The 24,356-nt window shown below is 45.7% G+C and carries 23 protein-coding genes; 15 read left to right on the top strand and 8 right to left on the bottom strand.

Annotation, left to right across the window (positions count from 1 at the left end; all coding sequences use genetic code 11):
• Positions 1-12 precede the first annotated feature (12 nt).
• Entirely contained in the window at positions 13-1,485 is a 1,473-nt protein-coding gene (gene purF / locus LEP1GSC061_RS16275) for an amidophosphoribosyltransferase (protein WP_016546032.1), read from the top strand.
• 21 nt (positions 1,486-1,506) lie between these two features.
• Here the strand turns inward: purF and LEP1GSC061_RS16280 are convergent, their stop codons facing one another.
• Both LEP1GSC061_RS16280 and LEP1GSC061_RS16285 read right to left on the bottom strand, forming a co-directional pair.
• Complete coding sequence (locus LEP1GSC061_RS16280; protein ID WP_016546372.1) at positions 1,507-2,511, bottom strand: hypothetical protein; 1,005 nt, start codon at positions 2,509-2,511, stop codon at positions 1,507-1,509.
• A 70-nt stretch (positions 2,512-2,581) separates the two neighbouring features.
• Positions 2,582-3,052, bottom strand: coding sequence for an LIC13259/LIC11441 family protein (locus LEP1GSC061_RS16285; RefSeq protein WP_016546231.1), 471 nt, complete (start codon positions 3,050-3,052; stop codon positions 2,582-2,584).
• A gap of 173 nt (positions 3,053-3,225) precedes the next feature.
• Between LEP1GSC061_RS16285 and LEP1GSC061_RS16290 the strand changes: the two genes are divergently transcribed.
• The 11 genes from LEP1GSC061_RS16290 (at position 3,226) to LEP1GSC061_RS16340 (ending at position 15,591) form a co-directional block, all read left to right on the top strand.
• Entirely contained in the window at positions 3,226-3,546 is a 321-nt protein-coding gene (locus LEP1GSC061_RS16290; RefSeq protein WP_016546581.1) for a (2Fe-2S) ferredoxin domain-containing protein, read from the top strand.
• A gap of 15 nt (positions 3,547-3,561) precedes the next feature.
• Complete coding sequence (locus LEP1GSC061_RS16295; protein ID WP_016546702.1) at positions 3,562-4,590, top strand: zinc-binding dehydrogenase; 1,029 nt, start codon at positions 3,562-3,564, stop codon at positions 4,588-4,590.
• Between the two features lie 17 nt (positions 4,591-4,607).
• On the top strand, positions 4,608-5,153 hold the full coding sequence (locus LEP1GSC061_RS16300) for an LEA/WHy family protein (protein WP_016546060.1): 546 nt from the start codon (positions 4,608-4,610) through the stop codon (positions 5,151-5,153).
• A gap of 44 nt (positions 5,154-5,197) precedes the next feature.
• A complete protein-coding gene (locus tag LEP1GSC061_RS16305; RefSeq protein WP_198014282.1) occupies positions 5,198-5,452 on the top strand; it encodes an LIC13255 family lipoprotein in 255 nt (84 codons plus the stop codon).
• Positions 5,453-5,950: a hypothetical protein gene (locus LEP1GSC061_RS16310; RefSeq protein WP_016546885.1), complete on the top strand. Its 498-nt coding sequence runs from the start codon at positions 5,453-5,455 to the stop codon at positions 5,948-5,950.
• 1 nt (position 5,951) lies between these two features.
• The gene (locus LEP1GSC061_RS16315) at positions 5,952-6,350 is read left to right on the top strand and encodes a DUF3293 domain-containing protein (RefSeq protein WP_016546727.1); all 399 of its coding nucleotides are present in this window, start codon (positions 5,952-5,954) and stop codon (positions 6,348-6,350) included.
• A 92-nt stretch (positions 6,351-6,442) separates the two neighbouring features.
• The gene (locus tag LEP1GSC061_RS16320) at positions 6,443-7,393 is read left to right on the top strand and encodes a DUF1175 family protein (RefSeq protein ID WP_016546834.1); all 951 of its coding nucleotides are present in this window, start codon (positions 6,443-6,445) and stop codon (positions 7,391-7,393) included.
• Positions 7,394-7,402: 9 nt separating this feature from the next.
• Positions 7,403-12,016 (top strand): alpha-2-macroglobulin family protein, encoded by a 4,614-nt coding sequence (locus LEP1GSC061_RS16325; RefSeq protein ID WP_040509314.1) that lies wholly within the window; start codon positions 7,403-7,405, stop codon positions 12,014-12,016.
• Complete coding sequence (locus LEP1GSC061_RS16330; RefSeq protein ID WP_040509019.1) at positions 11,997-12,677, top strand: YfaP family protein; 681 nt, start codon at positions 11,997-11,999, stop codon at positions 12,675-12,677. The genes LEP1GSC061_RS16325 and LEP1GSC061_RS16330 overlap by 20 nt, the downstream gene beginning before the upstream one ends.
• A gap of 7 nt (positions 12,678-12,684) precedes the next feature.
• On the top strand, positions 12,685-13,758 hold the full coding sequence (locus LEP1GSC061_RS16335; protein WP_016546022.1) for a penicillin-binding transpeptidase domain-containing protein: 1,074 nt from the start codon (positions 12,685-12,687) through the stop codon (positions 13,756-13,758).
• 18 nt (positions 13,759-13,776) lie between these two features.
• On the top strand, positions 13,777-15,591 hold the full coding sequence (locus LEP1GSC061_RS16340) for a hypothetical protein (RefSeq protein ID WP_016546502.1): 1,815 nt from the start codon (positions 13,777-13,779) through the stop codon (positions 15,589-15,591).
• On the opposite strand, the gene LEP1GSC061_RS16345 is transcribed toward LEP1GSC061_RS16340, so the two are convergent.
• The 4 genes from LEP1GSC061_RS16345 to murA all read right to left on the bottom strand — a co-directional run bounded on the left by LEP1GSC061_RS16345 (position 15,588) and on the right by murA (position 19,463).
• The gene (locus LEP1GSC061_RS16345; RefSeq protein WP_016546419.1) at positions 15,588-16,322 is read right to left on the bottom strand and encodes a hypothetical protein; all 735 of its coding nucleotides are present in this window, start codon (positions 16,320-16,322) and stop codon (positions 15,588-15,590) included. The two genes, LEP1GSC061_RS16340 and LEP1GSC061_RS16345, sit on opposite strands and share 4 nt — an antisense overlap.
• Positions 16,319-17,416 (bottom strand): SpoIID/LytB domain-containing protein, encoded by a 1,098-nt coding sequence (locus LEP1GSC061_RS16350; protein WP_232218494.1) that lies wholly within the window; start codon positions 17,414-17,416, stop codon positions 16,319-16,321. Before LEP1GSC061_RS16350 ends, LEP1GSC061_RS16345 begins: the two co-directional genes overlap by 4 nt.
• An 80-nt stretch (positions 17,417-17,496) precedes the next feature.
• Positions 17,497-18,168: a 4Fe-4S dicluster domain-containing protein gene (locus LEP1GSC061_RS16355; protein ID WP_016546723.1), complete on the bottom strand. Its 672-nt coding sequence runs from the start codon at positions 18,166-18,168 to the stop codon at positions 17,497-17,499.
• On the bottom strand, positions 18,165-19,463 hold the full coding sequence (gene murA, locus LEP1GSC061_RS16360) for a UDP-N-acetylglucosamine 1-carboxyvinyltransferase (RefSeq protein ID WP_040509316.1): 1,299 nt from the start codon (positions 19,461-19,463) through the stop codon (positions 18,165-18,167). The genes LEP1GSC061_RS16355 and murA overlap by 4 nt, the downstream gene beginning before the upstream one ends.
• 190 nt (positions 19,464-19,653) lie before the next feature.
• Between murA and LEP1GSC061_RS16365 the strand changes: the two genes are divergently transcribed.
• Positions 19,654-21,432, top strand: a complete 1,779-nt coding sequence (locus LEP1GSC061_RS16365; RefSeq protein ID WP_040509022.1) for an apolipoprotein N-acyltransferase — start codon at positions 19,654-19,656, stop codon at positions 21,430-21,432.
• A 51-nt stretch (positions 21,433-21,483) separates the two neighbouring features.
• Here the strand turns inward: LEP1GSC061_RS16365 and LEP1GSC061_RS16370 are convergent, their stop codons facing one another.
• A complete protein-coding gene (locus LEP1GSC061_RS16370; protein ID WP_016546550.1) occupies positions 21,484-22,632 on the bottom strand; it encodes a hypothetical protein in 1,149 nt (382 codons plus the stop codon).
• Positions 22,633-22,764: 132 nt separating this feature from the next.
• Positions 22,765-23,196: an LIC_13246 family protein gene (locus tag LEP1GSC061_RS16375; protein ID WP_016546519.1), complete on the bottom strand. Its 432-nt coding sequence runs from the start codon at positions 23,194-23,196 to the stop codon at positions 22,765-22,767.
• A gap of 282 nt (positions 23,197-23,478) precedes the next feature.
• Between LEP1GSC061_RS16375 and LEP1GSC061_RS16380 the strand changes: the two genes are divergently transcribed.
• Positions 23,479-24,012 (top strand): RNA polymerase sigma factor, encoded by a 534-nt coding sequence (locus LEP1GSC061_RS16380; RefSeq protein WP_016546816.1) that lies wholly within the window; start codon positions 23,479-23,481, stop codon positions 24,010-24,012.
• 25 nt (positions 24,013-24,037) lie between these two features.
• On the top strand, positions 24,038-24,355 hold the full coding sequence (locus LEP1GSC061_RS16385) for a hypothetical protein (RefSeq protein WP_232218495.1): 318 nt from the start codon (positions 24,038-24,040) through the stop codon (positions 24,353-24,355).
• Position 24,356: the final 1 nt, after the last annotated feature.

Genomic DNA, 24,356 nt, shown 5'->3' on the forward strand with positions numbered 1-24,356 from the left:
GGAAGGGGGACCATGAGTTCGATTCCCAATACGTCCAATCTACGGACCCTAGTCCGAGATGACAAACCAAAAGAAGAATGTGCCATTTTCGGGATTTTCAATTCCCAGGAGGCCGCTAACTTCACCTACCTCGGGCTATATTCGATGCAGCATCGAGGCCAGGAATCCAGCGGGATCGTTTCCTCGGACGGAGAACATTTGTATCGTTACGCCGGAATGGGCTTGGTTGCGAACATTTTCACCGAGGGAAAAATCCGGGAACTCACGGGAAGTTCGGCCATTGGGCATAACCGGTATTCTACGACCGGTGCCAGCTTCCTTAGAAACGCCCAACCCCTCCGAGTGGAATCACATCTCGGGCCTATCGCTCTCGCCCATAACGGAAACCTAGTCAATTCCTGGGAAGTTCGCTCCCAACTGGAAAAAGAAGGTTCCATCTTCCAAACCACAATAGATTCAGAAGTCATCGTCCACCTGATGGCTAGATCCGGAGAAACGGATCTTCTCTCCGCACTTTCCTCCGCTCTTAAAAAAGTAAGAGGCGCTTATTCTTTGGTGGTTCTCACTAAAAGCCAATTGATCGCCGTGCGGGACCCGAACGGATTCCGTCCTCTTGTTATGGGGAGAAGGGAAGACGGTTCCGTCGTTTTTGCTTCGGAAACTTGCGCTTTCGATATCACGGATACCACTTACGAAAGAGATGTTGAGCCGGGAGAAATGATCGTAGTGGATCGGACAGGAATTCGTTCCTTCTATCCTTTCCCTCAGGCGAGACCGGCTCTTTGTATTTTCGAATACATTTATTTTGCAAGACCGGACTCCAATATTTTCGGAGAATCCGTTTACAAGGTTCGTAAGGCCTTGGGAAACCAATTGGCCCAGGAATTGCCGGTCGAAGCGGACGTGGTCATTCCTGTTCCGGATTCGGCCAATATAGCCGCGCTAGGTTATTCCGAGGCATCCGGAATTCCTTTCCAATCCGGGCTGATCCGTTCCCACTATGTGGGAAGAACTTTCATCGAACCCGATCAGAAGATCCGGGACTTCGGAGCGAAGATCAAATACAACGTGGTTAAGAACGTAGTAGAAGGTAAGCGTGTGGTCATAGTGGACGATTCCATCATGAGAGGGACCACGAGTCGTAAGATCATCAAGATGATTCGAAACGCAGGCGCTACCGAGATCCATCTGCGCGTCTCCGCTCCTCCTACGATTTCCCCTTGCTATTACGGGATCGATATTCCGACTCATAAGGAATTGATCGCGGCCACGCATACGATCGAAGAGATTCGGAAATATCTGAGAGTGGATTCCATCGCTTACCTTTCCTTGGATTCCATGCATAGGGCAGTGAGGGAACACCAGGGTGGCGGTTTCTGCAACGCTTGCTTTACCTCGGATTATCCCGTGGATTTCCAAAGCGATATGGGAAATCAAAAGAGCCTCTTTAAAGAATACGAGGTCGAGGAAAGAGTTCAAAGATAAGAAGGGCTTTTTTCCTTTTTGCTATTTGACTCTGTAGATCGGCCTGCGATTGAAATGGAGTAGGAAGTCGCCTTCTTCTCCTTTGATATAAGAAGAGAGCAGATCTTTTTCCGACGCTCCTATATGGTCCTTTTCCTCTAACATGGATAGGATTTCCAAAGCCGCGTCCTGATCCAACGTATTCAAATAATCCAATACAGCCTGATGGGTATTCTTCTTATCCGTTTCCGAAATAAGGGCCAACACTTTCTCTCTTGCTTTGACCAAAAATTCCTTTCTTTCCACGAGGCCTGCCATGGTGGAAAGAATGATATATATCTCAGGATCTTCGGCGAATATCTCCAAGAGATGCGGATAGAGAGCGGTAAACTGGATCGGAAATTCGTAAAGTGATTCTTCGAGTCCCTTATAGAGTTCCCTTTCCTCTTCTATGGTTAGACCGATGGAGCTTGCGAGTGTAAGCAGAGCCTCGGAATCCATTAGGGAAAGAAAGCGGGAAGCGAATGTGCAATCGCTTTTTTCCCGGATGCAATAAAGCATAAATTTGGAGATACGCTCCGAAGGTAGGCTATTCCAGAATTGGGCGGCCTTGGAATCCAGAAAATTGGCTTCCGTTCCGAATACCTTCTTCTCCCTTCTTAATTTCTGGAAAATCTTATAGTCTTCCTTTACGATTCTATAAAGTAGAGAATCGTCCATTTCCAGAATCGTGGACTTGACTTGTTCGGGAGAGGATATGGATAAAAAGTATCGGATCAGATCGAAGCCGATTTCAGATTGGGAGGAGAAATTTTCCAGAATATCGGCGGACGCCTGCTGGAATGCGGTGGCGCCTACGCTGAACGAGTTCGTGCCTTCCAAAAACTTTTCCAGCTTATCGAAGGCGAGACAGCCGTGATTGGACGCCTCTTCCCAGCTAGCCTCGCGTAGGAACTCCCTACAATTGCTCGGGCAAGGACTGAATTCGGAGACTCCTATCTTGCAATGTCTTTCGTTGCTTTTCGATATGAAACTGTTTTCGTTCACTGAACGGATACGACCTTCTTTCCTAAAGAACGATCCATCATAAATTTAAGATGGATCATTCTTATAGCGCTTAAGGTATCAAATCTCCACATTCTCTCATATCGGGAGCGTAGGGATTTTGGATCTTCTGTCCCGCCAATACCCATGTCTTTTTGACCATGGGGCAATAGAATCGGTTTCTTCCGGATTGTAAGCCTCTTTCTTTCATGACGATAGCCAGCGACTCGCTGAACTTAGAATAGGCTTTGAATGCGGTTTCCGCATCCGAGTTTTCGGTAGCAGCCAGATCTCTTTTCATTTGGATTGCCGCTTCTTCCAAGCCGCCTTTTGCGGACTCGAGTGCGGTCAGGGCCGCGGACAATGCCTTAATATCCGGAGCGACTTCTTCCGTTGTTAAGAGACTTTTTACTATCTTATCGTTCTCGGCGAGTACCGATTCGAATAGTGCTTTTTCATTCTCCAATAGCGGTTTATTCTCTTTTTTACCGCAGGAAACGAAAACTAGAATTAAACCCGCGGATAAGATGCGAAAGAGTTTCATTCGGATTCTCCCTGAAATGCCATTGTCCCCGAAATCGGGAAGCTAAGACCATAAAAAAAGTCGAAATATTATCTGGCAACCGTTAGAGCCTCAAACTAATCCTCAAAAAAATGGGTTCAAACCTTTTCCAGATCCGCAAAAGCTGGAAGAATGGGCCGTCGGCCCTTATGATTATGTATTTCGATAAACACGTATTCGTCTGCGAGAATGTAAGAGCCGAAGGAGAGCGTCCTTCCTGCGGCCCCAAGGGATCTCCCCAGATCCTAGCCTATATGAAGAAAAGATTACAAGAGCTCGGGTACAAGGATAAGATTAGAATCCAAAGAGCGGGATGTTTGGACAGATGCGAATTGGGACCGGTGCAAGTCTGTTATCCGGCGGGTGTATGGTTTTCCTTGAAGACCAAAGAGGACGCGGAAGAATTTATTCAAAAATTTATAATTAAAGAAGAACATGCTTCTATCCAACACCTTATGTTGGGCGAAGAGGAATAAGGAAGGAAGAGTAAGATGGGCGGCAAAACGGAAATACCGAAATCGTATTTGGCTTACGAGCTAAAGGAATATTCGGACAAACCCGGCAGGGCAAAGATCGTAGAGAAGGAAACTAAACCTTTGAAAAAAGGAGAAGTATTGATCCGGATGCATTCCGGTTCCATCAACCCTTCCGACCTGATGTTCATGCGGGGATTGTATGGAATTAAGAAAAAACTTCCTGTGGTTCCCGGCTTCGAAGGAAGCGGAGTCGTGGTCGCTAGCGGAGGCGGTTGGAGAGCGAATTCTTTGGTGGGAAAAGCCGTAGCTTGCACCGCTCCCGGAAAGGGAGACGGAACATACGCAGAATATATGGTGACCGACGGATTCTCCTGTATTCCCTTAAACAAGGATACTAGTTTGGAGCAAGGGGCCTGTCTATTTGTGAATCCGATCACCGCTTGGGCCTTGCTAGACCAAGTCATTCGCGAAAAACATAAGGCTTATATACAAACCGCCGCAGCTTCCGCTTTGGGAAGAATGTTACTGAGACTTTCCGCTAAGAAAAAAATTCCGGGCATTCACATCGTAAGAAGACAGGAACAAGTGGATCTCTTGAAGTCCTTGGGAGCCGAGCATGTTTTGGATTCCAATTCTCCCAACTTCGAAAGGGAACTCAGAGTCCTTTCCAATAAATTGGGAGCCACGATTCTACTGGATGCGGTTGCAGGAGAATTGACGGGACGCGCTTTAGGAGCTATGCCTTACGGCGGAAAATGCGTAGTATACGGAGCGCTTTCGGAAGAGACGATTCCATTTCACGCAGGACTTGGAATCTTTCAGAACAAGAAGATAGAAGGTTTCTGGTTATCCAGTTGGATTCCTTCTCAAAGTCCTTTCCGACTCTGGAAAGTGACCTCGGAAGTTCGTTCTCTTCTAAGCAAAGAATTTCAAACCGATATTGCGGCTAAAATTCCACTACAGGAAGCGGATCGTGCCATCGAAGAATACGCTAAGAATATGACTCGAGGCAAAGTGCTGATCACGACAGGATGGAATCCCTAAGGGTTTTCGGAATATCGATGTCTAAACGATTCCTTGTTATCGGCGTTCTGTCCGTATTCACTTTCACATTCTCCTGCTTCGAGTTAAGGGAGAATGTGAAAAAACTACAGGCCTGCAAATACAGGATATTGGAAACTAAAACGGAAAGGATAGAGATCCTATCCTTTCCTCCGGTTCCGAAAATCCTGATGAGTTCGATTTTAGAGATAGAGAATCCGAATGATACTGAGGTAAAAGTTTATAAATTCGATCTGGCCTTATTTGCGGACAATCCGAACGGACAACAGGCCGAATTGGCTAAAGTGATCTCTACTGAGGAGACTACGGTTCCCGCTTTTTCCAAAAGTTCTATACCTTTGCGGATCGAGACTTCCTTTGAAAATCGGAACCGCCAGGAAAATTTACTACTTGCGATTCTTATAGCGCGCTCCTTACTCGCAGGAAAGGATCCGAATTTGAGAATCAAGGGCGTGGTAAAATACCAATCGATCCTGGGCGAGGTGGATTTACCGGTAGATGAAAAGCTATCCGTATCACCTAAGCGTTCGGAGCAGAGTATTTGAATTTCAAAAAATCGTTTCTTGTCCTTCTATTTCCTGTCATACTCATGAATTGTTCCGACCAGGATGAGGACTTCTATTCTTTCGAGGAATCCGCGACGAGACTACTCGTAGCCTATTCTGCAAAGGATGCGGAATGCGGTTCCAATCGACAGATCACCTCTTTCGTTCCGGGTAGAACCAGAAAAAAGGACGTGGATAATTGCGTACTATCGATTGCGGTCGAAAGCTGTAGCTTTTGGACCCAAGCAGGGGATCCGGTTCCCTTCGCCTGTAAGGCGATCGAATATAGATTGAAGTAAATGGGATGGATCGCTAGACACTTCGAGCTAATCATTCTGGCCGCTCTTACGATGTCCGGTCTCTCCTATCTGTACATTCTTCTCACTCGAAATCGCAGATCCAAAACCGACACCAAATCTTTCGTTCAATATAATATCTCCGTCGAGGATTCTTCCGGTATAGATCCGAATCGCATTCCCAAAAAAAAGGAACCTAAGGTCAACGTACTCGAGGTCTTCGATTATAACGGGATCAAAATCATGCATGAGAACGGTCTTTATACGGTCAATCATGCGGGAGAAATTCAGGTCTATGCTTCCTGGCAGGCGCTTCCCCCGAGATACCAAGCTATGGTAAAGGAGATGGATAAGTCCTCCATCGGCCAAAAGAAGAAGGGAAACTATTATATGGAAGTCTTGAATGGAATCTATTACGTGGTATTTCCGGACGGTAAAAGACAGAAGTATCCTAAATTCGAAGATATTCCCGAAAAGATCCGTAAAGCTTTAGGATATTAATTTGGATTCGGATTCTCTCCGGCAAGCGTATCTGCGTACGGAATATATTACTTATAAACCTTCTTTTTCGATCCGTGTGGGTCGGACTCATCCCGACTTGGACGAATTTCTTTCTGGCAAAGGAGTCTATAGCTGGGCATTTCTCACCGCTTGGAATCCAGGTAGTATTCTTCTCACCTTGGAAGAGAATAAAATCAGAAACTCGGATTTGATCCGGGAACTAGGAAGTTTAGAATCGATAGAAGGAGAAGGCAAAGCGGAAGACTGGAAGGAAGAAAGCTTTCTAGTATTGGGGATCGATTTGCGGAATGCTTTGGAGCTATCGAAGAAATTCGGTCAGAATGCGATCGTTTTCGGAACATACGCAAAACCGGCCGAGTTAGTGTTCGTTTCTAAATAACGTTTTGCGCTTAGCCTAAGGGCCCGATATCAGCGGTCGATGGCAAAAAATTCTTTCCACTTTTATGGAATGTCTTAAAAAGAATTCCTCCGATGTTCTTTCGTTCTGGATTTCTTCGATTTTTTTCCCTATTGATTTGTTGGAACTGCGTGCGGACATTCTCCCCTAGTTTGGAGCCGAAAGAGATACGTATTCCGGCCGACGGAAAAACGGTCGTAGTTTTAAAAATTCTGAATCCTATTTTCGGGTCCAAGGATTCTTTTCTATTGGACGCCGGATCGGAATGGCCTGTCGAAATCGTTTCCTCCGAGAAAACCGATCGGGAAGAAATCTTGCGACTCAAGGCAGGGACCAAACCGGGTAAACTTCGTATAACGACTGCTAACGGAAATTTTTCCGATCTGGAATTATTGGACCGCTCCGGCGATTGGGACGGAGATGGATTTCCCGATTCTGCCGAATTGAGTACGGAATCCGATCGCCAGGCGTTTCGGGATTGGTTTGTACGTATTTCCTTGTCCCAGTATCTAAAGGAAAATTCCTCTTGGAACCGACAAGAGCGGGATTGTAGCGGATTGGTAAGATTCTCTTACAAAGAGGCTTTGAAGGAACACGATTTAGTCTGGCAACAAAAGACGGGAATCATATTGGACAAAAATCTTCCCGATGTCCGGGAATTCAAGTATCCGGATATACCCGTTATAGGAATCAATATATTTCGCGTCGGAGAGGCCGAATTCGGTCAATTTGCGGATGCGGAGAATTTGGAGAAATACCAAACCTCTTTCGTATCCAAACATATCGAATCAGGTCTTCCGGGAGATATATTATTCTTTCGTTTGGACCGGGGCGATGGAACAAATTATCATTCTATGATATTAGTGGAAGAAGACGGAGAAAATCCTCTGCTACTGTATCATACTGGTTCGGAGCGAGGGATCAAACTGATTCGAGCTAAGGAATTGAGTAAGAGCGATACCTTTTCCCCGGAGGAAAAGAATCGCTCTTTTCTAGGAGTCTATCGATTCCGGATTTTAGAATAGGTGGGAAGAATGGCAAAATTACGTTTTCATAAGAAATTACTAGTTCCTGCAATCGCTTGTTTTCTGTTCGGAGTCGGTCTCATAGGATTCCGATCTTCCATTTTCGGGACCGCATCTTTCTATTTGGGAACGGATAGAAGTTTCGGGGTGGGGGAAAAAGCTTACGTAAATCTGGAAGGAAACGGAAGGTTCGATTACGAATTTCGAATATATAAAATCAAGGATCCGCAGACTTTTCTAACCAAGAAGGTCCAGGAAAGATTAGTGCAGGAAAATAACGAAGGTGCTTTCGGGAATCCGTTGGCATTATTCAATCGTACGTTTACGAAATTCCAAGGAGACTTTAGAAAAGTCGCTCGCAAGGAATTCAACTCCAAGACCCGTTCTTCGCTCAAGGAAACCATGGGTGTGAATTTCGAAAAGGGATCCCGTTCTTCCAATATAGCGGTTCATGCGATTCTTAAAGACCAGGACCTTGTTTCCATCTTTTCCGTTCCTACAGTAAGTTCTAATTGGGCCTATCGTAGGATTCCGGTTCCCGTCGTGGACGCAGGAGTGTATTTGGTTGAAGGAATTTCCGGATCTCAAATGGCATATACGGTTCTTATCAAATCCGGTTTAAATTTTCTAGTGAAACAATCGGATTCCGAAACTTTCGTTTATATAGGAAGAAAGGACAGCGGGGAGCCGATCGGTAGCGCAAATCTGACTCTTCTGGATTTGGATACTGCCCAAGCCTTTCAAACGGGGAAAACGGAAGGGGACGGTACTTATTATTATAAAGGAAAGACTCCTGTCCGAAGTTTGGTCATAGCGGAGAAGGGAGGAGAATTCGCTGTCTCGGATCCTGAATTTTATTCTAGTTCTTATTTCGGAGAAGGAGGCCCTCGGGCCTATATCTATACGGACAGGCCGGTGTATCGTCCGGGAGATAATGTTTCCTTTAAAGGGATCGTTAGAAATTTCGCTCAGGACGAATACAAGTTGATTTCCGGAACCGGAACCGTTTCGATCCTGACCGAGCAAGGAGCGGTTGCCAAAGGGGATATTCCTGTGGCGATTTCCGGGGATAACGGCAGCTTCAACGGAGAATTCCAACTTCCGGATTCGGAATCGACTACTCTCGGAAATTATTCTCTTATTTTAAATTTTCGTGATAAAACTTATAGGACCGAATTCTCCGTGGAGGCTTATAAAAAGCCGACCTTCCTCGTATCCGTTTCGGTTCCCAAATCCAATTATCTCCAAAAAGAGGAAGTAAACGCGGTCGTTAAGGCCCGTTATTATTACGGCCAACCCTTGGGAAATAAGGAAGTATCCTACCAGGTATTTCGTCGTCCCAAATACGATTATTCTCCCGTAGGAACTCTTCACTTCGCTGCATCTGCGGATTATTTGGAGCAGGCAGGACAGAACGATCGCCAGGAACCGGTTTTGAACGGAAAAGGAAAATTGGATTCCAAAGGGCAATACACGATCAGCTTCAAGCCTAGCAAAACGGATTCAGATTCCGTTTATACGGTCATCGCTTCCGTCCAGTCTGAGGATATGACCTTGGATGGAGCCGCTTCCTTCTCCGTAAATCGAAGCGCATTCTTCCTACGTATTAATAAGGATAATTCGGTTTATGAGCCCGGTAAGAATGCGAGACTCTCCGTAAGTCTGATTCCCTACGATAAGACCTTAAGTGAGGAAGATAAGCGAAGGTTGGTCGGTAATCGAAATGTGGATTTGACTCTTTTCAATCGAGAGATCCAATATGTGGCCGAGGCGGGTCGTTCCAAACTATCCAAATTATCCGTAATGACATCCGCCGCCGGTACCGCCGAAGCGGACTTCACGATTCCTAAGAGAGGCCAATTCGTTCTTGTAGGAGAAACCAAGGATCCGAATGGAAACGAAACCAAGGCCGAAACATTCTTCTGGGCGTCTTCCGCTTCCGATTCGATCGAGATTCCCTTCAAGGATATCACTTTAAAACCGGGAAAGGATTTTTATTCGGTAGGGGACTCTGCGGAGATCCTGGTTTTGAGTCCCGTATCCGACGGTCATATCGTATTAACCGTGGAAGGAAATCGGATTTTCAAGAAAGAAGTCCTTCGGATGAAGGGTAACGCTCTCAAATACCAGGTTAAGATATCTCCCGAGATGAGTCCGAATTTTACCCTCTCGGCGGTTCAGTTTTCGGGAAACGACGTTTATAAAAGCCAAGTTAAGGTAGTCGCTCCTCCGGAGCAGAAGTTTCTAAAAGTGGACTTGTCTCCGGATAGAAAAACCTACCGTCCAGGAGAGAAGGCGGAGATTAAAATTAAAACCACAGGAATCGGAGGCAAAGGGATTTCTTCGGAAGTTTCTCTCGCTGTGGTCGACGAAGCGATATACCAAATTCGAGAAGATAGGATTCCGAATATAGGCACCTTCTTCTATCATCCTAGAAGAAATAATGTTCAGACGTCGCTCGCTTCTTCTTACAAGTTCTTCGGATATTCCAAGGATCAGCGACTTAAATTGACCTTGGGCAAGAAGGGAGAATCCTCCTACACTTCCCTAAAAAACGAAGAACAGGCCAGGGATCGTTTTAAGGATACCGGTTATTGGAACGCTAAGATAAAAACCTCGGGAGACGGAACCGCCACCGTAAGTTTCATTCTTCCCGATAACATAACGTCTTGGAGGGTGGTTGCGATAGCCGTCACTCCGGATACAAAAGTAGGTCGAGGGCAGTCGAGTTTCGTGACCAAGAAAGAACTCATGCTCTTGGGAGGAATGCCTAGATACATTCTCAAGGGAGAAAGTCAGAAAGTATCCGCCACCGTTTCCAATCAGACTTCCGCAAAATTGCCTGTTAAAGTTTCTCTCCGTACGGAAGGGGCAAAAATTATAGGAGCCTCCGAGACTTCCGTCACTTTGGAACCGGGGCAGAATCAGTCGGTGCAATTCAATATCCAAGCATTAGCGGATCCTAAAATTAGATCGGCTAAATTGATTCTCTCGGCCGTAGGAGGAGAATATAAGGATTCCGTCCGATCGGAGATATCGTTAAAGACCTGGGGACTTCCACGCACAGTTTCGGAATCCTTAGGAATGAAAGAAGGTGAAAATACCGCCCTTCTGAAATTATCCGCTCCCAAAGAATTGGCCGATCCTAGACTCGACATTCGATTAAGCCCTGCCACTTTACCCGCTCTGAAGCAAGCATTGGAATATCTGGCCGATTATCCTTACGGCTGCGTAGAGCAAACTATGAGCAGATTCTATCCTCTCTTGTCCCTGCAAAAAGCGGGGTTTATTAACGAGAGATTTAAGGTGGAATTTCCTAAGATGATCGACGCAGGCTTGAAGAGAACTACCGAACTGCAAAGGTCGGACGGCGGATTCGGTTGGTTCGAAGGGGAAAGCGAGAGCGACGCTCTCATGTCCGCCTATGTATACCGTGGATTGGCCTTGAGCCAAAAATACGGAGCGAAGGTATCTCCTTCCGTATTGAGTAGAGCTCGTGCTTATCTATATTCCATATTGGATCAAGGGAATCTTTCCACTAATTCCAAAGCTTATGTGATCTTCGCCTTGAGCGAGGGCGGCGGCGTGGAAAATAATATTACGGAAGGTCTATTGAAGTCTTCTTCCAAATTGAATCCGTACGGCAAGGCATTACTCTCTTTGGTTCTTTCTAATAAAGGACAAAAGAAGGAGGCTTCGACTTGGTTCAAGAAAGCCGTCGGCGAAAGCGGTTTCGGAAACCAAGCCTTCGTGAAGTTGGCTTCTTACGGAAAAAACCCTAGTTGGGAAGAGGATCGTATCGAGATGATTTCCACTATTCTCACCGCCGGGATAAGGCTTGGAGAAGATACTAACCTTCTCGCCAATTTGGCTTCCGTTCTTCTTACGAATCGGAACGGGATCGCTTGGAATAATTCCAGAGATACATCGACGGCCGTTTTGGCCTTATCGGAATTCTTGGCCTCCGTTCGAGATACGGATACACCTGCGAATGTGGAAGTGGTTTTAAACGGGACCAGTCTCAAAACCTTGACTCTTTCTCCCAAATCGGAAGCCGGTGAATTGTTTAAAATTACGGTTCCCCATGATTCCATTCTTTCCGGAGAAAATAGAATCGAGATACGTAAAAAGGACGGGCCGGTGCTTTACGTGTCGGCTTCCATTTCCTTTACGGATAGAAGCAAGAAGATATCCTCCTACTCCAACGGAATTCGAGTCAAAAGAACGTATTATAAAATGTCGATAGACGGAGCCGATATCGACCTGAAAGAATCCAAATCCTTTAAGCAAGGAGATTTAGTCTTGGTGGAATTGTCGGTGGAAAAGGAAGACCGAAGCGATTCCTATTTTCTAGTGGAAGACGTTTTGTTGCCCGGATTTTCCTTTGTTCAGAGAGACTCTGAGTATTTTTCCGGAGATCGTAAAATCGAATACCAGGGCCGCCAAATTTTCGACGATCGTGCGGAATTCTTCGTGAGCGGTCCTGCGGAGAAATTTACGATCCGTTACCTTCTACGCGCGGAAGTGGGAGGAAAGTATAAAGCTATTCCGGGTCGCGCGTCCTTAATGTATTATCCGGAAGTTACCGGTGCGAGTTCAGACGATGAAATCACGATTGAGTAAATTATTCTTTATTATCTGTATTTGGATCTACGGAGGGAGCTTATTCTCTCAAACGGTGACTATACAATCTCCGAGCGGAGGATTCACCACCGAAAGAATCCAGACGATTTCCGGAACGGTAACCGGTGGAGGAAATCCGGACCGAGCTACTATCGTGATTAACGGGATTCCGCAAACGATCCGTCTACTCGGGGGCAAATTCAGTTTGAATACCGTCGTTGCTCCCGGGACCAATCTGGTGGAAGTGAAGGCGGGTAAGGGAAGCGATAAGGTCTCATTCTTCGCAGCAGTTCCTCCTAGAGATATCAAAGTGGTCCTGACTTGGGATTCTCCTACGGATGTGGATCTTTGGGTTTTGGATCCTACGGGAGAAAAATGTTTTTTCGCTCATAGGGAAACTAAGTCCGGCGGAAATCTGGATGTGGACGTCATCGACGGTTATGGCCCGGAGACTTTTACGATGGCCAAAGCGCTTCCCGGAAATTACTCGATACAAGTTCAATACTACGGTTCCTACGACCAACCCGTTACGAGGGTGAACGTATATGTGGTTCTGAACGAAGGCAAATCGAACGAAAAAAGAAAACAATTCCAGTTCGTGATGACTCGCTCCCAGCAAGTCTATCATATCGCAAATTTCGAGATAGAACCGGAACCTTGATCCTAAGATGAATTGGACGTTAATCCATTATACAATTCTTATCGGATGTACGTATTTTCTGTCCGAGAATTTGGAGGCGGCTCCGAAATCCTCCTATTCGTATTTGGACAAATCCGTCCGTGAATTCGAAAAAGAACATTCAAACGCATCGGTTTTAATCCTAGAATCCAAAACCGGAAAAATAGAATACGCATATCGTCCGGAAATCGCGATTTCCAAAAGATTGCCTCCCGGATCCTTGATCAAGACTCTGTCCGCACTCGTATTTCTGAAATACAAGGATCGATTTCGGTTTTCTCCCGAGAAGAAGGTTCGCTGCGACGGAAAATTTCTATTAAGCGAGGACTTAGCTCCTACAAGGGCGGATTTGTCCGTTCTTCATATTCCTAAAGATGAGAACGGAAAGGAGTACCTACGCTGCTCCCTCGCCCAAGGACATGGGGAGACGGATCTTCAATCGGCTCTGGTCCAATCTTGTAACGTGTACTTTCTGAAAACCGCCTCCGCCAATCCCGGATTATTTTATGAAAAACTGATGGAAGAATGGGCTCTGGGAAAATCCACGAGGGCCAGGCTCGCGCCCTATGTCGAGCCCGCCGATATCCGCCCTTACGCGGATTCCCTAGTTCGAAAAACTGTTTCTTCCATCGGAGAAGGCGGACTTCTTCTCACCCCTTTAAAGGTGGCTCAAATATACGCTTCCATTTGGAATACAGGTCCTATCCTTTCCCCTTATTGGATCCGAGGAGAAGGACCCGTTCTAGTCGGAGAGAATCGATTCTCCGATCCGGACCTGAGGCGAATCATTTATTTTCTTTCTCAAGTTCCGGAAAGCGGAACCTTAAAGGGACTAAAGTCATACCAAGGCGATCCGGAAATTCTAGGCGGCAAGACCGGGACCGGGACAAAAGACGGGCATAAATTCGAGACACAGGCTTGGACCGTGCTTTCCTTTCGTCATGGACAAAACCAAAAGGTGATGACGGTTTTTGTGGAGAAAGGCTCTGGCGGAAAGGAAGCCAAGTCTCTGGCATCGAAAATTTTATATAAAATATCCGAAGCGAACGAATCTGAAAGGTAGACCCTGGAAAATAAGACCATGAAAGAATACTTATCGAACTTAACCCGAAAATTCTTGGAAACTACGAAGGAAATATTTTCGAAAAAAACATTAGAGAAATTGAATTCTATATTTCGGGAAAGAATTTTGAAAGATCCTCAGGTAGGAATTCCTACCGCTTTCGGGATCGTATTTCTTTCTTTAGGTTTCTATTTTCTCTTCAAAGGGTATTCCATCGATCTTTCCATACAGGATCCGGCGCTTTTGATTCCGAAAAAGGCGAATCTTCTAATCGAGGTATATAGGCCGGAAGAATTTTTAGAAGACGTGGAAAAAACAGGTTTAGGCAAACAGTTATCCGAGAATGGGGTCTTTCGGAAATTATTCACCTTGCCCGAGCTTAAAAAAGTAAGTTCCGTCCTGTATCTACTGGAAGCCAAGGCGGGGGTGATGACGGAACCTTCCCGTCTGGCAGCGCTTTTCGATGGACCGGTGTCTGTAGCGCTATTTCCGGAATCCAAATGGATTCTTGTAGGAAAGGCTAGTCCGAGCTCGAAATTGGGTGTGAGTCTTATAACCGCCATCAAGGGAGAAAAGGTCGTCGTTCAACCGACACCCAAGGAGGAAAAAAAGCCGACCCAATCGAGCGGAGAAGAAGGGGAATATCAGTACGGAACGCCGACGGGCTCCCAGAAAACCCATTCCGCCGACGATTTTACCGATCAATTCGCTGCGAGTTCCGAAAAATTCGGAAATTTGCAGGCATTTAAATATGCGTTCTCGGAAGAAGAAGTTTATATTATCGTAATAGGAGATTTTCTAATACTTTCGAATTCGAAAGATATTTTGGAATCCTCCTTGAACCTTGCCTCCAACTCGGATAACGATTCTTTGGGAAATCAGAAAGGCTTCGCCACATTAAGAAAAGCGGCGGCTCGGAAAGAAAATAAGATTCTTCTCTATGCCGGATCGGAATCTTTCTTTGCTCCTCTTTTGCGTCCATTCTTCGGAAATTCGGGTGCGGGACTTCTACTCGGATGGAAAGATGGGAGTAATTTGGAAGGTACGATATTCCGAATCGGAGGAGAAGCGGCTCAGGTAATAAGCTCGGAACCTTCCTTATCCAAGGCGGTTTCCAGAGACGCAAATCTTGTCTTTCATTCCGAAGAATTGAGACCTTCGGATTTTTGGAAAACGTGGGAATCATTCGGAGAGGACTGGGAAAGTTTTAGTAGGAACTTTACTTCCTTCGGAAAGGATTCGGGGATTCACGACCAATATTTCGGGTCCGGAAAAGGCATGGCATTGGTATACCACGGATTGGATTCCAAGCCGGGAATGGTATACCCTAGATTCGGAATCGCCCTCCCAAGTTCGGTTCCCGACGACAAGTTGCTCAAAGCGATATTCAAAGTGGGAACTCCCACTAAACAGCAGTTTCAAAACGTTTTCATGGACACGTATTCTTCAGGCAAAGGTGGATATTATTCTCCCACGTCCGTCAAGATTTCCGGATGGAAATACTTGTCCTCGGATCGTAAAAGCGCCGAGGAGAATATTTCCGCGGGAAACGGGAATCGCCCCAGCCTAGCGGATTTGTTTTCCGGAAACGAATTTAAGGAATTTGCATACTATCCCCATCACATTTCGATTAGAGTTCCGGGGATTTTGGAGGATCTACGAACGTTCTATTTATACGGAGCGGAAGGTTCCTTCGAATATACTTCTAAGACCATCGACAGGGATATCCAACCCTTGCTGGATTTGTTCCGACCTTTCGAACGTCTCTTGATTTCCTTCGGATCGGGCAAAGAAGGAGAAGAATGGGGAAGATTAAAAGTCTCTTCGAACTAATTCCTTTTTTTATCCGAAAGATCCTTTAGGAAATTTGCATACAATTGTGGGATTTCTTCGGATCCGTTTTCGATTAGATTCCGGATCCAAATTTCTCCTTTATAAGAAAGTAACCAGGATCCGAAGGTTCGCATACGGGAATAAGCGGCGAATTGTATCTCCTTGTTACGGGAAGAATAATCCTTCGTCATGTTCCGATCGAAGGTATCCCAATCGGTTGGAAAATTCGATACAGAAGCCGTTTTGGCGAGCGGATCGGAAGGATGGATGGATTCGCAATACGCCTCTTCGATCCAAGGAGATTTCGGAACCGTACTTTTAGGTACAAGAAAGTGGCAGATTTCATGTAAGACAACTCTGTTCAAAATTCCTTTCCGGGAGAGTAATTTCGGATTTTGGAAAAAGAAACGATTGGATTGGTGAGAATAAGCCCCCGCATTGTGTCCGGATTTTCCCGAGTATGTACGGAAAGTCGCCGAGTCCGGCGTAATAAAAATACGTGCGTCTCTCGGCATTTTGAGAGAAAGCCTTTGCGATTCCTTTTCCAGTTCGGATAAAAATCGATCCGAGAAATCGTTTAGAGCCGATTCGGAAATCGAATTCTTTTTATCATCCTGCAACGCGTAGAATTCGAAACCTTCTATAACTCTCAGTAACGGTTCCGCCGAAATGCCGATTATACCGAAAAAGAATAAGGTTAGGAACCCTGTCCGGAATAGGAAATTTTTCAAGGCAGAACCTCGATTCTTGCGCCTGGAAAATAGAAATTTAAGATTTCATTATATGTTGCGCCTCGGAAAGCCATTTCCCTCGCTCCATACTGGCAAAGCCCGATTCCGTGTCCGAAACCCCGGCCTTTAAAGTGGTAACCGTTCGTTCCCGATTCTATCGTAAAATCGTTACTTTTGGTCTTGTTCCATCCAAGTCTTTTTCCTACGGAAGATAGGAATTCCGAAATGTTCGCGATATGTTTTCCTTCCGAGTCGGAATACAGGATTTGAGTGACCCTTCCTTCTTCCGATATGGGGGAAAGAGAGGATATCCGCTTCGCTTTCAGTATATTCTCCATATCTTCTTTTTCGATGAAAGTTTCCCATTCGAAATGAGGAGAGTTCCTACACAGAATTTCTTCTCCTTTCCAACGATCCGGTCCGGAACGAAAGAGTTTAGAATTCTCGCCGAATTTTCTCCATAAGACCTTCGGGGAACTCAAATGTCCGCCGCAGCTTGCATGAAAGAAAGTTTCCAAGGGTTTATTCTTTCCATCTAGAACGATTAGGTTCGGAGCGGAAGTCGGCTCGTTCGCATTTCTTTTTGGGAGGCCTGAGAATTGCAAACAATGAGTCAAATCGCAGACGTCATGGCCTTCCTTAGAATGCCGACCTATATTCGCTAATGCGTAAGAACGAACCGAAGCTCGACCGGAGATTTCGAACTCACGCTTCCAATTCTTGGCGGCGCCGGATGCGACTTTGGTTGCCATTAATTCTCCGAATTCGGAAATGAACGCTGTGTCTACGTACGATTCTCTCGATACCGTAAGTATGAATTTTAAGATTCCCTCTTTTGAGCGGATTTCCAAGTCCCCCGCATACTTCCTGGGAGATTCGGACCCCGGAAGAAAGACGTCGTATTCTCCGCCTGAAAAAAGGATCTGATCCGATTTGCGCCGGGAATTTTCCCAAATAAAGGATAATCGTTCGCCTTCTCCTCGAATTAAAAAATCGGAATCTCCTCTAAAAATCGTTTCAGTTCCGGAAATGACTCTGGATCTCTTTACGAGGATTCGGATTTTGCTCGGAGAGAATTTACTTAGTATTCCCACGCGAATTTTTGTAGGAACTTCCGCCCGGAGAGAATCGGAAAGTATTGCCGATATAAGGACTAATATCGAGAGCCCTCGATTCATTTTACCAAGATGGCTTTAGGAAAAGTCGGACAAGCGGACACGCATTGTCCACAACCCACGCATTCGGACGAGAATGTGGGTTTGTTCCCACGGAACTGGACTACGTTCGGAATGGGGCAGGTAATCTGGCAGGTCTCACAGGTTTTCTCTTCCGTTCTGGAGTTGATGCAATGTTGGAAGAGACCCTGCGCTTTTCCGAATTTAGGCCTTTCTTCTTTTTTAAGTTTTTTTAATGCTCCTGTTTGGCAGGACGAAATACAAGGATAATCCTCGCAGAGCATGCATGCGTTCAGGTTCACGTCCATTCTAGGAAAGTGCTTACCGGTCTCGTCGTCGGGAACGGGAAACAAAACGGAATAAGGACAGGCGTAGATGCAATCTCCGCAACCTGTGCATTTGGAGAAGAATCGTTTGCCGGTCTTATCCGCTCCCGGAGGAAATTGGAGATTGCGGAAGCCTTTGAATTTTTTACTTTTAGGGACGGGCGGTAGAGCCTTCGCTTCCTCTTCTGGGCTTAGGCCTTTTTGGGAAATTTCGGAAGAGACCGAAGAGGATTTTTCTTTGGGGTCTACGGCTCCTCTCCAGGTTTCGGTAATTTCATCCGCGGTTTCTTCTACCAAGGAAAAGGCCCTGGCTAGACCTTTTCGGAAGAAGTCCCTACGGTTCATCCCTCTCCGACCCTCTCGATATGAGCTCCTAAGGAACGAAGTCTCGTATCGATATCCTGAAAACCTCGATCTATCTGAACTATATTATGAATGGAACTTGTTCCTTCCGCACAAAGCGCAGCGACAATCATGGCCATCCCGGCGCGAATATCGGGACTAGCCACTTTTTGACCGTAAAGTCGGTTGGGTCCGATGACTATGGCCCTATGTGGATCGCATAATATGATCTGGGCTCCCATCGAGATAATATTATCTACGAAGAATAGTCTGGACTCGAACATTTTTTCGTGAATGAGAACCGTTCCTTTGCATTGGGTAGCGGTGACTAACGCTACGGAGGTCATGTCCGCGGGAAATCCCGGCCAGGGGGAATCGTCTATTTTGGGAGTTGCACCGTGATAATCGGGTATGATTTCTAATTTTTGATCGGAAGGAACGAGAACGCCTCCGTCTTGAGGACGAACTTCTATGCCGAGGCGAGAATAAACCATCCGGATCATTCGAATGTCTTCCAGATCGACGTCTCGGATAAAGATCTCACCTCCGGTGACAGCGGCAAGACTGATAAAACTTCCGACTTCCAGATAATCGGATCCGATCCGATGAGATTCCTTAGGAGTGTGTAAAGAGCTGACTCCTTCGATGGTTAGGATATTGGATCCGATCCCGGAGATTTTCGCTCCTGCAGAAACCAAAAATTTACAGAGCCTTTGCACATGCGGCTCGCTTGCAGCATGACGTAGTACGGTCGTTCCTTCGGCTAAGACCGCAGCCATGACCGCATTTTCCGTTCCCGTTACGGAGGCCTCATCCATCAGGATATCGGTTCCCCTTAAACGATCGGATTTAATTTCGTATCCATCCGGAAAAACTTCTATATGGGCTCCCAAGGCTTGTAAGGCAAGAAGATGAGTGTCCATTCTTCTGCGGCCTATTTTGTCTCCTCCCGGTCTAGGCAAGAAGACCCGGCCCGTCTTGGCGAGAATAGGACCTGCAAGCGTAACGGCTCCGCGGATTTTAGAGCATAATTCGAAAGGAAGATCGGACTTCAGATTTCCGCTATTCCTAAAAAGAAAAGTACCTTCCCCTTTATCCTCCACCTCCATTCCTAAGAGACGTAGGACGTCCAACAACATGAGTACGTCCGAAATTAGAGGGATATTCTCTATGATCACTTCCCCAGGGACGAGACAAACGGCTCCCAGGATTGGCAATGCTTCATTCTTATTGCCTTGGGGAGTAACGGTGCCGTGAAGAGGGTTTTTACCAATAATCTTAAAATAAGGGGAGCTCATGATCCTACCGGTTAAGGGTATCCTCTTGCCGGGGTCGGATACTGCAAGCATTTCAGGAACCGGAAAGCCGGGAGAAGAATTTATCCCAAAATGAATCGAATCTGTAACTTGAATCGGGAACCGATGGGTCGACTTAGGGATCGAAATCGATTGACTCAAAACTATTTTTTTCCGATCAAAGTTGGTATCCATGAATTCATTTCTCCACAAATTCAAAGAGTTCCAGAAAACGACCCTATTCGACTGGTTCTGCTTTCTCTGGACGGCGGTCCTTTCTTTTTTGGCCTTCGCGCCCTTCTATCTGAGTCATTTGGTTTGGATCGCCCCTTTCGGACTTTTCTGGATCACCCATAAATACTCCGGTAAGTATAAGAGGCTGTTCTATTATGGATTTCTATTCGGAATCGCGTTTTATGTGATCGCATTCCACTGGATTTTCCATATGTCGATTACTTTCGGTAATTTCCATTGGTCCATCGCTTCTCTTATTCTAATCCTATCCGGAATCCTGTTCGGTTCGAAATTTCCGATCTTTCTGGTCTCCTATTCCTTCCTATCTCGCAGGATAGGTAAACATAGCGTTTGGGTAGCCGGCTTCTGCGGAATGGCCGCGGATATGATCGCCTACCAGTTATTTCCGTGGTACTGGGGCAATCTCGCCGCGGGAAATATCATTCTCGCACAAACCGTGGAGATCACCGGGGTTTACGGACTTTCCTTTCTAGTATTCGTAGTTTCTTATACACTTTTCGAAACCAATCCATTGCATCTGGTCGAGATATTGAAGTCCAAGGAAAAGAGAAACCAGTTCGCAAAATTCTGGGCTCTACCTTTCGCGCTTCTTGCTATCTTCGTAATTGTAGGAACTTCTCTTTATATCAAATGGAAGAATGTCACTCCGACAAAAACATTGGAAGTTCTGATCGTTCAACCTGACGCACCGATGAGTATCCGAGACGAGAGAGGTAGATCTCCTCGCCAAGTCATAGAAGAACATATGGCTCACATGGATAAGATGGTAGAAGAGGCGGTACAAAAGGCCGGTAAGAATCCGGATTTTATCGTTCTACCCGAGGCGGGGATTCCTTATTACTCAGCTAATAAAGCCCCGTTAATGCAGGCGATAGGAATGTACTGGCCGAGATTCGAATCATTGATGATCTCTTTCGCAAACAGATACAAGGCTACCGTATTCTTCAACGAAATAGATGCGGCTTATAAGAAGAAGAGTTCCGGAAAGGAATACTTAAGATATTTCAATAATAACGTAGTATACGATCCGAACGGCGATAGAAGGGAAGCCTATCAGAAGCAATATCTCGTCATGTTCGGCGAGACTATGCCTTTCGAATTCATGTACGATCTAAGCCCTCAAACGGGTAGATTCGATCCGGGAGAATCCTTTGCATTATTGCATTATTTCTCCGCGACGGATCGATCCAAGGCCCAGCCGGCTCCCGTTACCTGGGAAAAGACTGACGGTCTGGATGCGGATTTCGTCAGAAATTATTATTCTCCAGTGAAATCGGAACTGAAGGACGAAGGAGCATTTCTTCCTTTGATCTGCTACGAGGTGATCATTCCCGAGTTCGTGAGAAAGTTCAAGGATTCGGGTAATCCTCAGTTCATTGCAAATTTGACGAACGATAAATGGTACGGAACCACCACGGAAAGCGATCAGCATTTCGAGCTGGGAAGGCTTCGTTCCATCGAGTGGCGAAGATGGATGGTGCGATCTACCAATTCGGGGATATCGGGTTTCGTGGACCATCTGGGGCGTTTCATTCCGGGTAAGTCCACTTCTTTGATGAAAGCGGAAACCAGTTGGGAACAGATACAGGTGATCGATTCTCCTCCCGGATTCTACGTATTGTACGGAAATCTGATTCCTTGGATTCTCATCGGGTTGACCGCGATTTATTACGCGAACCTTCTCGTTCAGCAGAGAAAGAATACCAAAAAATCCTAATGTATTCAAACGGCGATTCCGAAATCGGAATCGCCGCCTTTTCCGATTGACCTAAGGGTTGATCAAATAGTAGGAAAAGATTCCTCGGAAGGATTTGTCCTTAGGCAAGGTGCCTGTCCCATTCGGAGGAACTTTGCAATCCAAATTCGCTTCCGAAATATAATAGAGCTGGTAGGGTTTACTGAAGAATAAGCGAACGAAGAAACGAAGCACCGCGGAAACGTTGGATAGAACGTTGATTTGCCCGATAGTATGCTTTCTGCTTAGGATTAGATTGCATTCGTTTTGGGGATCCAAATAGAATTTTTCCTTAACAGGCAATTCGTAATTAGAGAAGGGTTCTTTCTCGGATTCCAATACTTCGGATTTGAATACCTTACTCGAAAAGAGTAACTTTCCGGAATCGTCCATTACGCTCACTGTACGAATTTCTCCTCCCGGAAAGTTTTCGTTTCCGATAAATCCTCCCGTAAAGAGTCTGTCTCCCGCCGAATTACGGGAACGATACAATTCCCAACGTTTACTGTATTTGTAGACCTCGTAGTTGGTGAGAAGATGTTCCATCCCTCCCTTACCGTTCAATTCTATCTTATTGTCTTCGATTATCAGATATCCTTGTACGGGAACTACGGAAAAAGCTATATCGGCCTGCACGAATCTATCTTTTTGAGGAAGATGGATCTTTCCTCCTGAAAGAGAAACCGCCTTATTCCATCCGGTTTGATAGTTGAGAAAAAGCTCTGCGGGACCCGCATCGATTTTGATTTCGGGGCCGTTCCCTCCCTTGGTTACGGAACTATTATAAATATGTAATTCGACACTTCCATTTTCCGTTTTTAGCTCGTCCTGTGAGAATTCCTTGGTATAAAACCTCGTTCCATTCTGCTTATCATATATGACCAGACTAACCCCGCAGTTTCGAGTGCCGGGACCTAAGTTACTTATGATGAACGTCGCGAAGATCCAAATCTGCTCGTCAGTAAAGGAATAATTCCAGGCCTGGAAATAGCCTTCTTGCGGATATGGATGAAAACCGATTTCCCTTTGCGAGGATTTTCTGGCTTGGATATTTCCCTCTTCGGCGTTCAATTCGGAACGATAATGAGGAATAAGAATGCCGCAGATCAGAAGGAACCCTAAAATAAACTTAGAAAAAAACCGAGCGTTAGAAAAAAGAGAGGATCGTAAGGAAAAATGCATGGGCATCAATTCCTAAACCCGGTTCCGGATTCCTGCAAGCAATTCTCGAGACATTCTATTTACTTTTTCCAAAAATACCCGAACGAGAATCGGAATTCTCGAACGGGTTTGGCTTTAGTTAATAATTTTTCCTCATGCTTCGGACTCGATCCATTCCTTCTCCGCTTCGGAAACGGGAATGCAGGAGCTCTCGTAAAGATCCTGTACGCATTGGATTCTAAATGCGGGATGTTTCTTGGAACCCTTGCCTCGTATCTCGTCTCTCTCCATTGCGATTCCGTCGATATGGATCCAGGAATCGGATTCACTTTTGTCTTTGGATTCGATTTTCGCAAAGATCAGGTATTCGTAATCTCCGAATCTTTGGAAATAAATTTCGGTCCGATCGGGATCCGATTTAACTAGTCGCCTACGAAAAGAACGAGGATCCTTATCCTCCGATCCTCGAAGGGACTCGTAATATCGATTCAGTGCGTTTACGATTTCAAAGAAGCTTTGCTTGCTACTTTCCAATTTCATCCATTCGGTAGTTTTCTTATATGGTTTGGTTTTCTTTACTTTCATGCTTTCCTCCGAAACTCACGGGTCCTGTAGGCGGTGGTTCGCGCGGAAAAAATCTCCGAATCGGAGAAAAAAAGGATCTTTAGGAGGAAATTCCTTTCTTAGTAGGGACTTTCTTATTCTACACGAGGAATCATTATGCTGGTATTCTCCGTATCAGAACAAACGCCCTTTTATCTATCGCCATTCTGGATTATTTTTTTTCCGTTCCGAGCGGTTTAGCCGAAAAAAAATCCAAGGAAATTCCTTCGGCTACGACTACTTCTCCGAGGAAAGAGTAAAGATTTGGGATCCTTGGACGGCATATACAGAAAGGAGAGGGATAAGATTCTCGCCTGGGTTCGCTCTAAAGTGGCGGATCCGGAGGAAGCGGAAGACCTTCTTCAGGAATCCTTTTTGGCCGCAGTCACCGAGCTGGACTCGGCGGGCACGATCGAATACTTGCTCGCTTACGTATATTCCGTTCTTCGCAATAAGGTAGGAGACTGGTATAGGAGTAAAAAGGCGAGTCGGTATTCTTTCTCGGATATCGAGAAGGAATTCAGCATGGAAGAAGTTCTGCCGGACCAGAGTGCAGGTCCGGAAAGGGAGTTCTATCAGAATCTTTTAATGGAAGAACTCTCCATTGCCTTGGAGGAACTTCCTTCGGAACAAAGGTCCGCCTTCGTAAGCAACGTTTTCGAGGGAAAGTCCTTCCGTGAAATTTCGGAAGCGACTGGAGTTCCCGAAGGAACACTGTCCGCAAGAAAATCCTACGCTAAGGATTTTTTGGCGAAACGGATGAAGGATCTTAAGACTCTCTTTCTGGAAGAATTTTAGTTTAGGGGGAATATATATGAGAGATATGAACGAAGTAAAATTCAGAATAGGAAAAGTATTTCTGATCCTGTTCGTGATTCCGGCATTCTTTTTAGGATTGTCTTATGCGGTTTGGCAGTTATGGAACTGGCTATTGCCCGAAATTTTCGGAATCAAGCAGATAAATTACTGGCAGGCGGTCGGATTGCTCGCGCTTTCTCATCTGCTTTTTAAGGGAGGACATTGGTTCGGAGGAGGTCACCATCGTCATCGCGGAAGACATTGGAAACGTCATATGAAGGAGAGAATGCGAGCGAAGTTGCAGGAAAAACTCGATCAGTTGGATCGGGAACTTAAGGAGTAGT

This window comes from Leptospira wolffii serovar Khorat str. Khorat-H2, from assembly GCF_000306115.2.
Lineage (GTDB): Bacteria > Spirochaetota > Leptospiria > Leptospirales > Leptospiraceae > Leptospira_B > Leptospira_B wolffii.

What these genes read in the sequence shown, in the direction of transcription:
- purF (WP_016546032.1), top strand. Translation starts at nt 13, where the DNA reads ATGAGTTCGATTCCCAATACGTCCAATCTACGGACCCTAGTCCGAGAT.
- LEP1GSC061_RS16285 (WP_016546231.1), bottom strand. Translation starts at nt 3,052, where the DNA reads ATGAAACTCTTTCGCATCTTATCCGCGGGTTTAATTCTAGTTTTCGTT.
- LEP1GSC061_RS16290 (WP_016546581.1), top strand. Translation starts at nt 3,226, where the DNA reads ATGTATTTCGATAAACACGTATTCGTCTGCGAGAATGTAAGAGCCGAA.
- LEP1GSC061_RS16295 (WP_016546702.1), top strand. Translation starts at nt 3,562, where the DNA reads ATGGGCGGCAAAACGGAAATACCGAAATCGTATTTGGCTTACGAGCTA.
- LEP1GSC061_RS16300 (WP_016546060.1), top strand. Translation starts at nt 4,608, where the DNA reads ATGTCTAAACGATTCCTTGTTATCGGCGTTCTGTCCGTATTCACTTTC.
- LEP1GSC061_RS16305 (WP_198014282.1), top strand. Translation starts at nt 5,198, where the DNA reads ATGAATTGTTCCGACCAGGATGAGGACTTCTATTCTTTCGAGGAATCC.
- LEP1GSC061_RS16310 (WP_016546885.1), top strand. Translation starts at nt 5,453, where the DNA reads ATGGGATGGATCGCTAGACACTTCGAGCTAATCATTCTGGCCGCTCTT.
- LEP1GSC061_RS16320 (WP_016546834.1), top strand. Translation starts at nt 6,443, where the DNA reads ATGTTCTTTCGTTCTGGATTTCTTCGATTTTTTTCCCTATTGATTTGT.
- LEP1GSC061_RS16325 (WP_040509314.1), top strand. Translation starts at nt 7,403, where the DNA reads ATGGCAAAATTACGTTTTCATAAGAAATTACTAGTTCCTGCAATCGCT.
- LEP1GSC061_RS16330 (WP_040509019.1), top strand. Translation starts at nt 11,997, where the DNA reads ATGAAATCACGATTGAGTAAATTATTCTTTATTATCTGTATTTGGATC.
- LEP1GSC061_RS16335 (WP_016546022.1), top strand. Translation starts at nt 12,685, where the DNA reads ATGAATTGGACGTTAATCCATTATACAATTCTTATCGGATGTACGTAT.
- LEP1GSC061_RS16340 (WP_016546502.1), top strand. Translation starts at nt 13,777, where the DNA reads ATGAAAGAATACTTATCGAACTTAACCCGAAAATTCTTGGAAACTACG.
- LEP1GSC061_RS16355 (WP_016546723.1), bottom strand. Translation starts at nt 18,168, where the DNA reads ATGAACCGTAGGGACTTCTTCCGAAAAGGTCTAGCCAGGGCCTTTTCC.
- murA (WP_040509316.1), bottom strand. Translation starts at nt 19,463, where the DNA reads ATGAGCTCCCCTTATTTTAAGATTATTGGTAAAAACCCTCTTCACGGC.
- LEP1GSC061_RS16365 (WP_040509022.1), top strand. Translation starts at nt 19,654, where the DNA reads ATGAATTCATTTCTCCACAAATTCAAAGAGTTCCAGAAAACGACCCTA.
- LEP1GSC061_RS16370 (WP_016546550.1), bottom strand. Translation starts at nt 22,632, where the DNA reads ATGCATTTTTCCTTACGATCCTCTCTTTTTTCTAACGCTCGGTTTTTT.
- LEP1GSC061_RS16375 (WP_016546519.1), bottom strand. Translation starts at nt 23,196, where the DNA reads ATGAAAGTAAAGAAAACCAAACCATATAAGAAAACTACCGAATGGATG.
- LEP1GSC061_RS16385 (WP_232218495.1), top strand. Translation starts at nt 24,038, where the DNA reads ATGAACGAAGTAAAATTCAGAATAGGAAAAGTATTTCTGATCCTGTTC.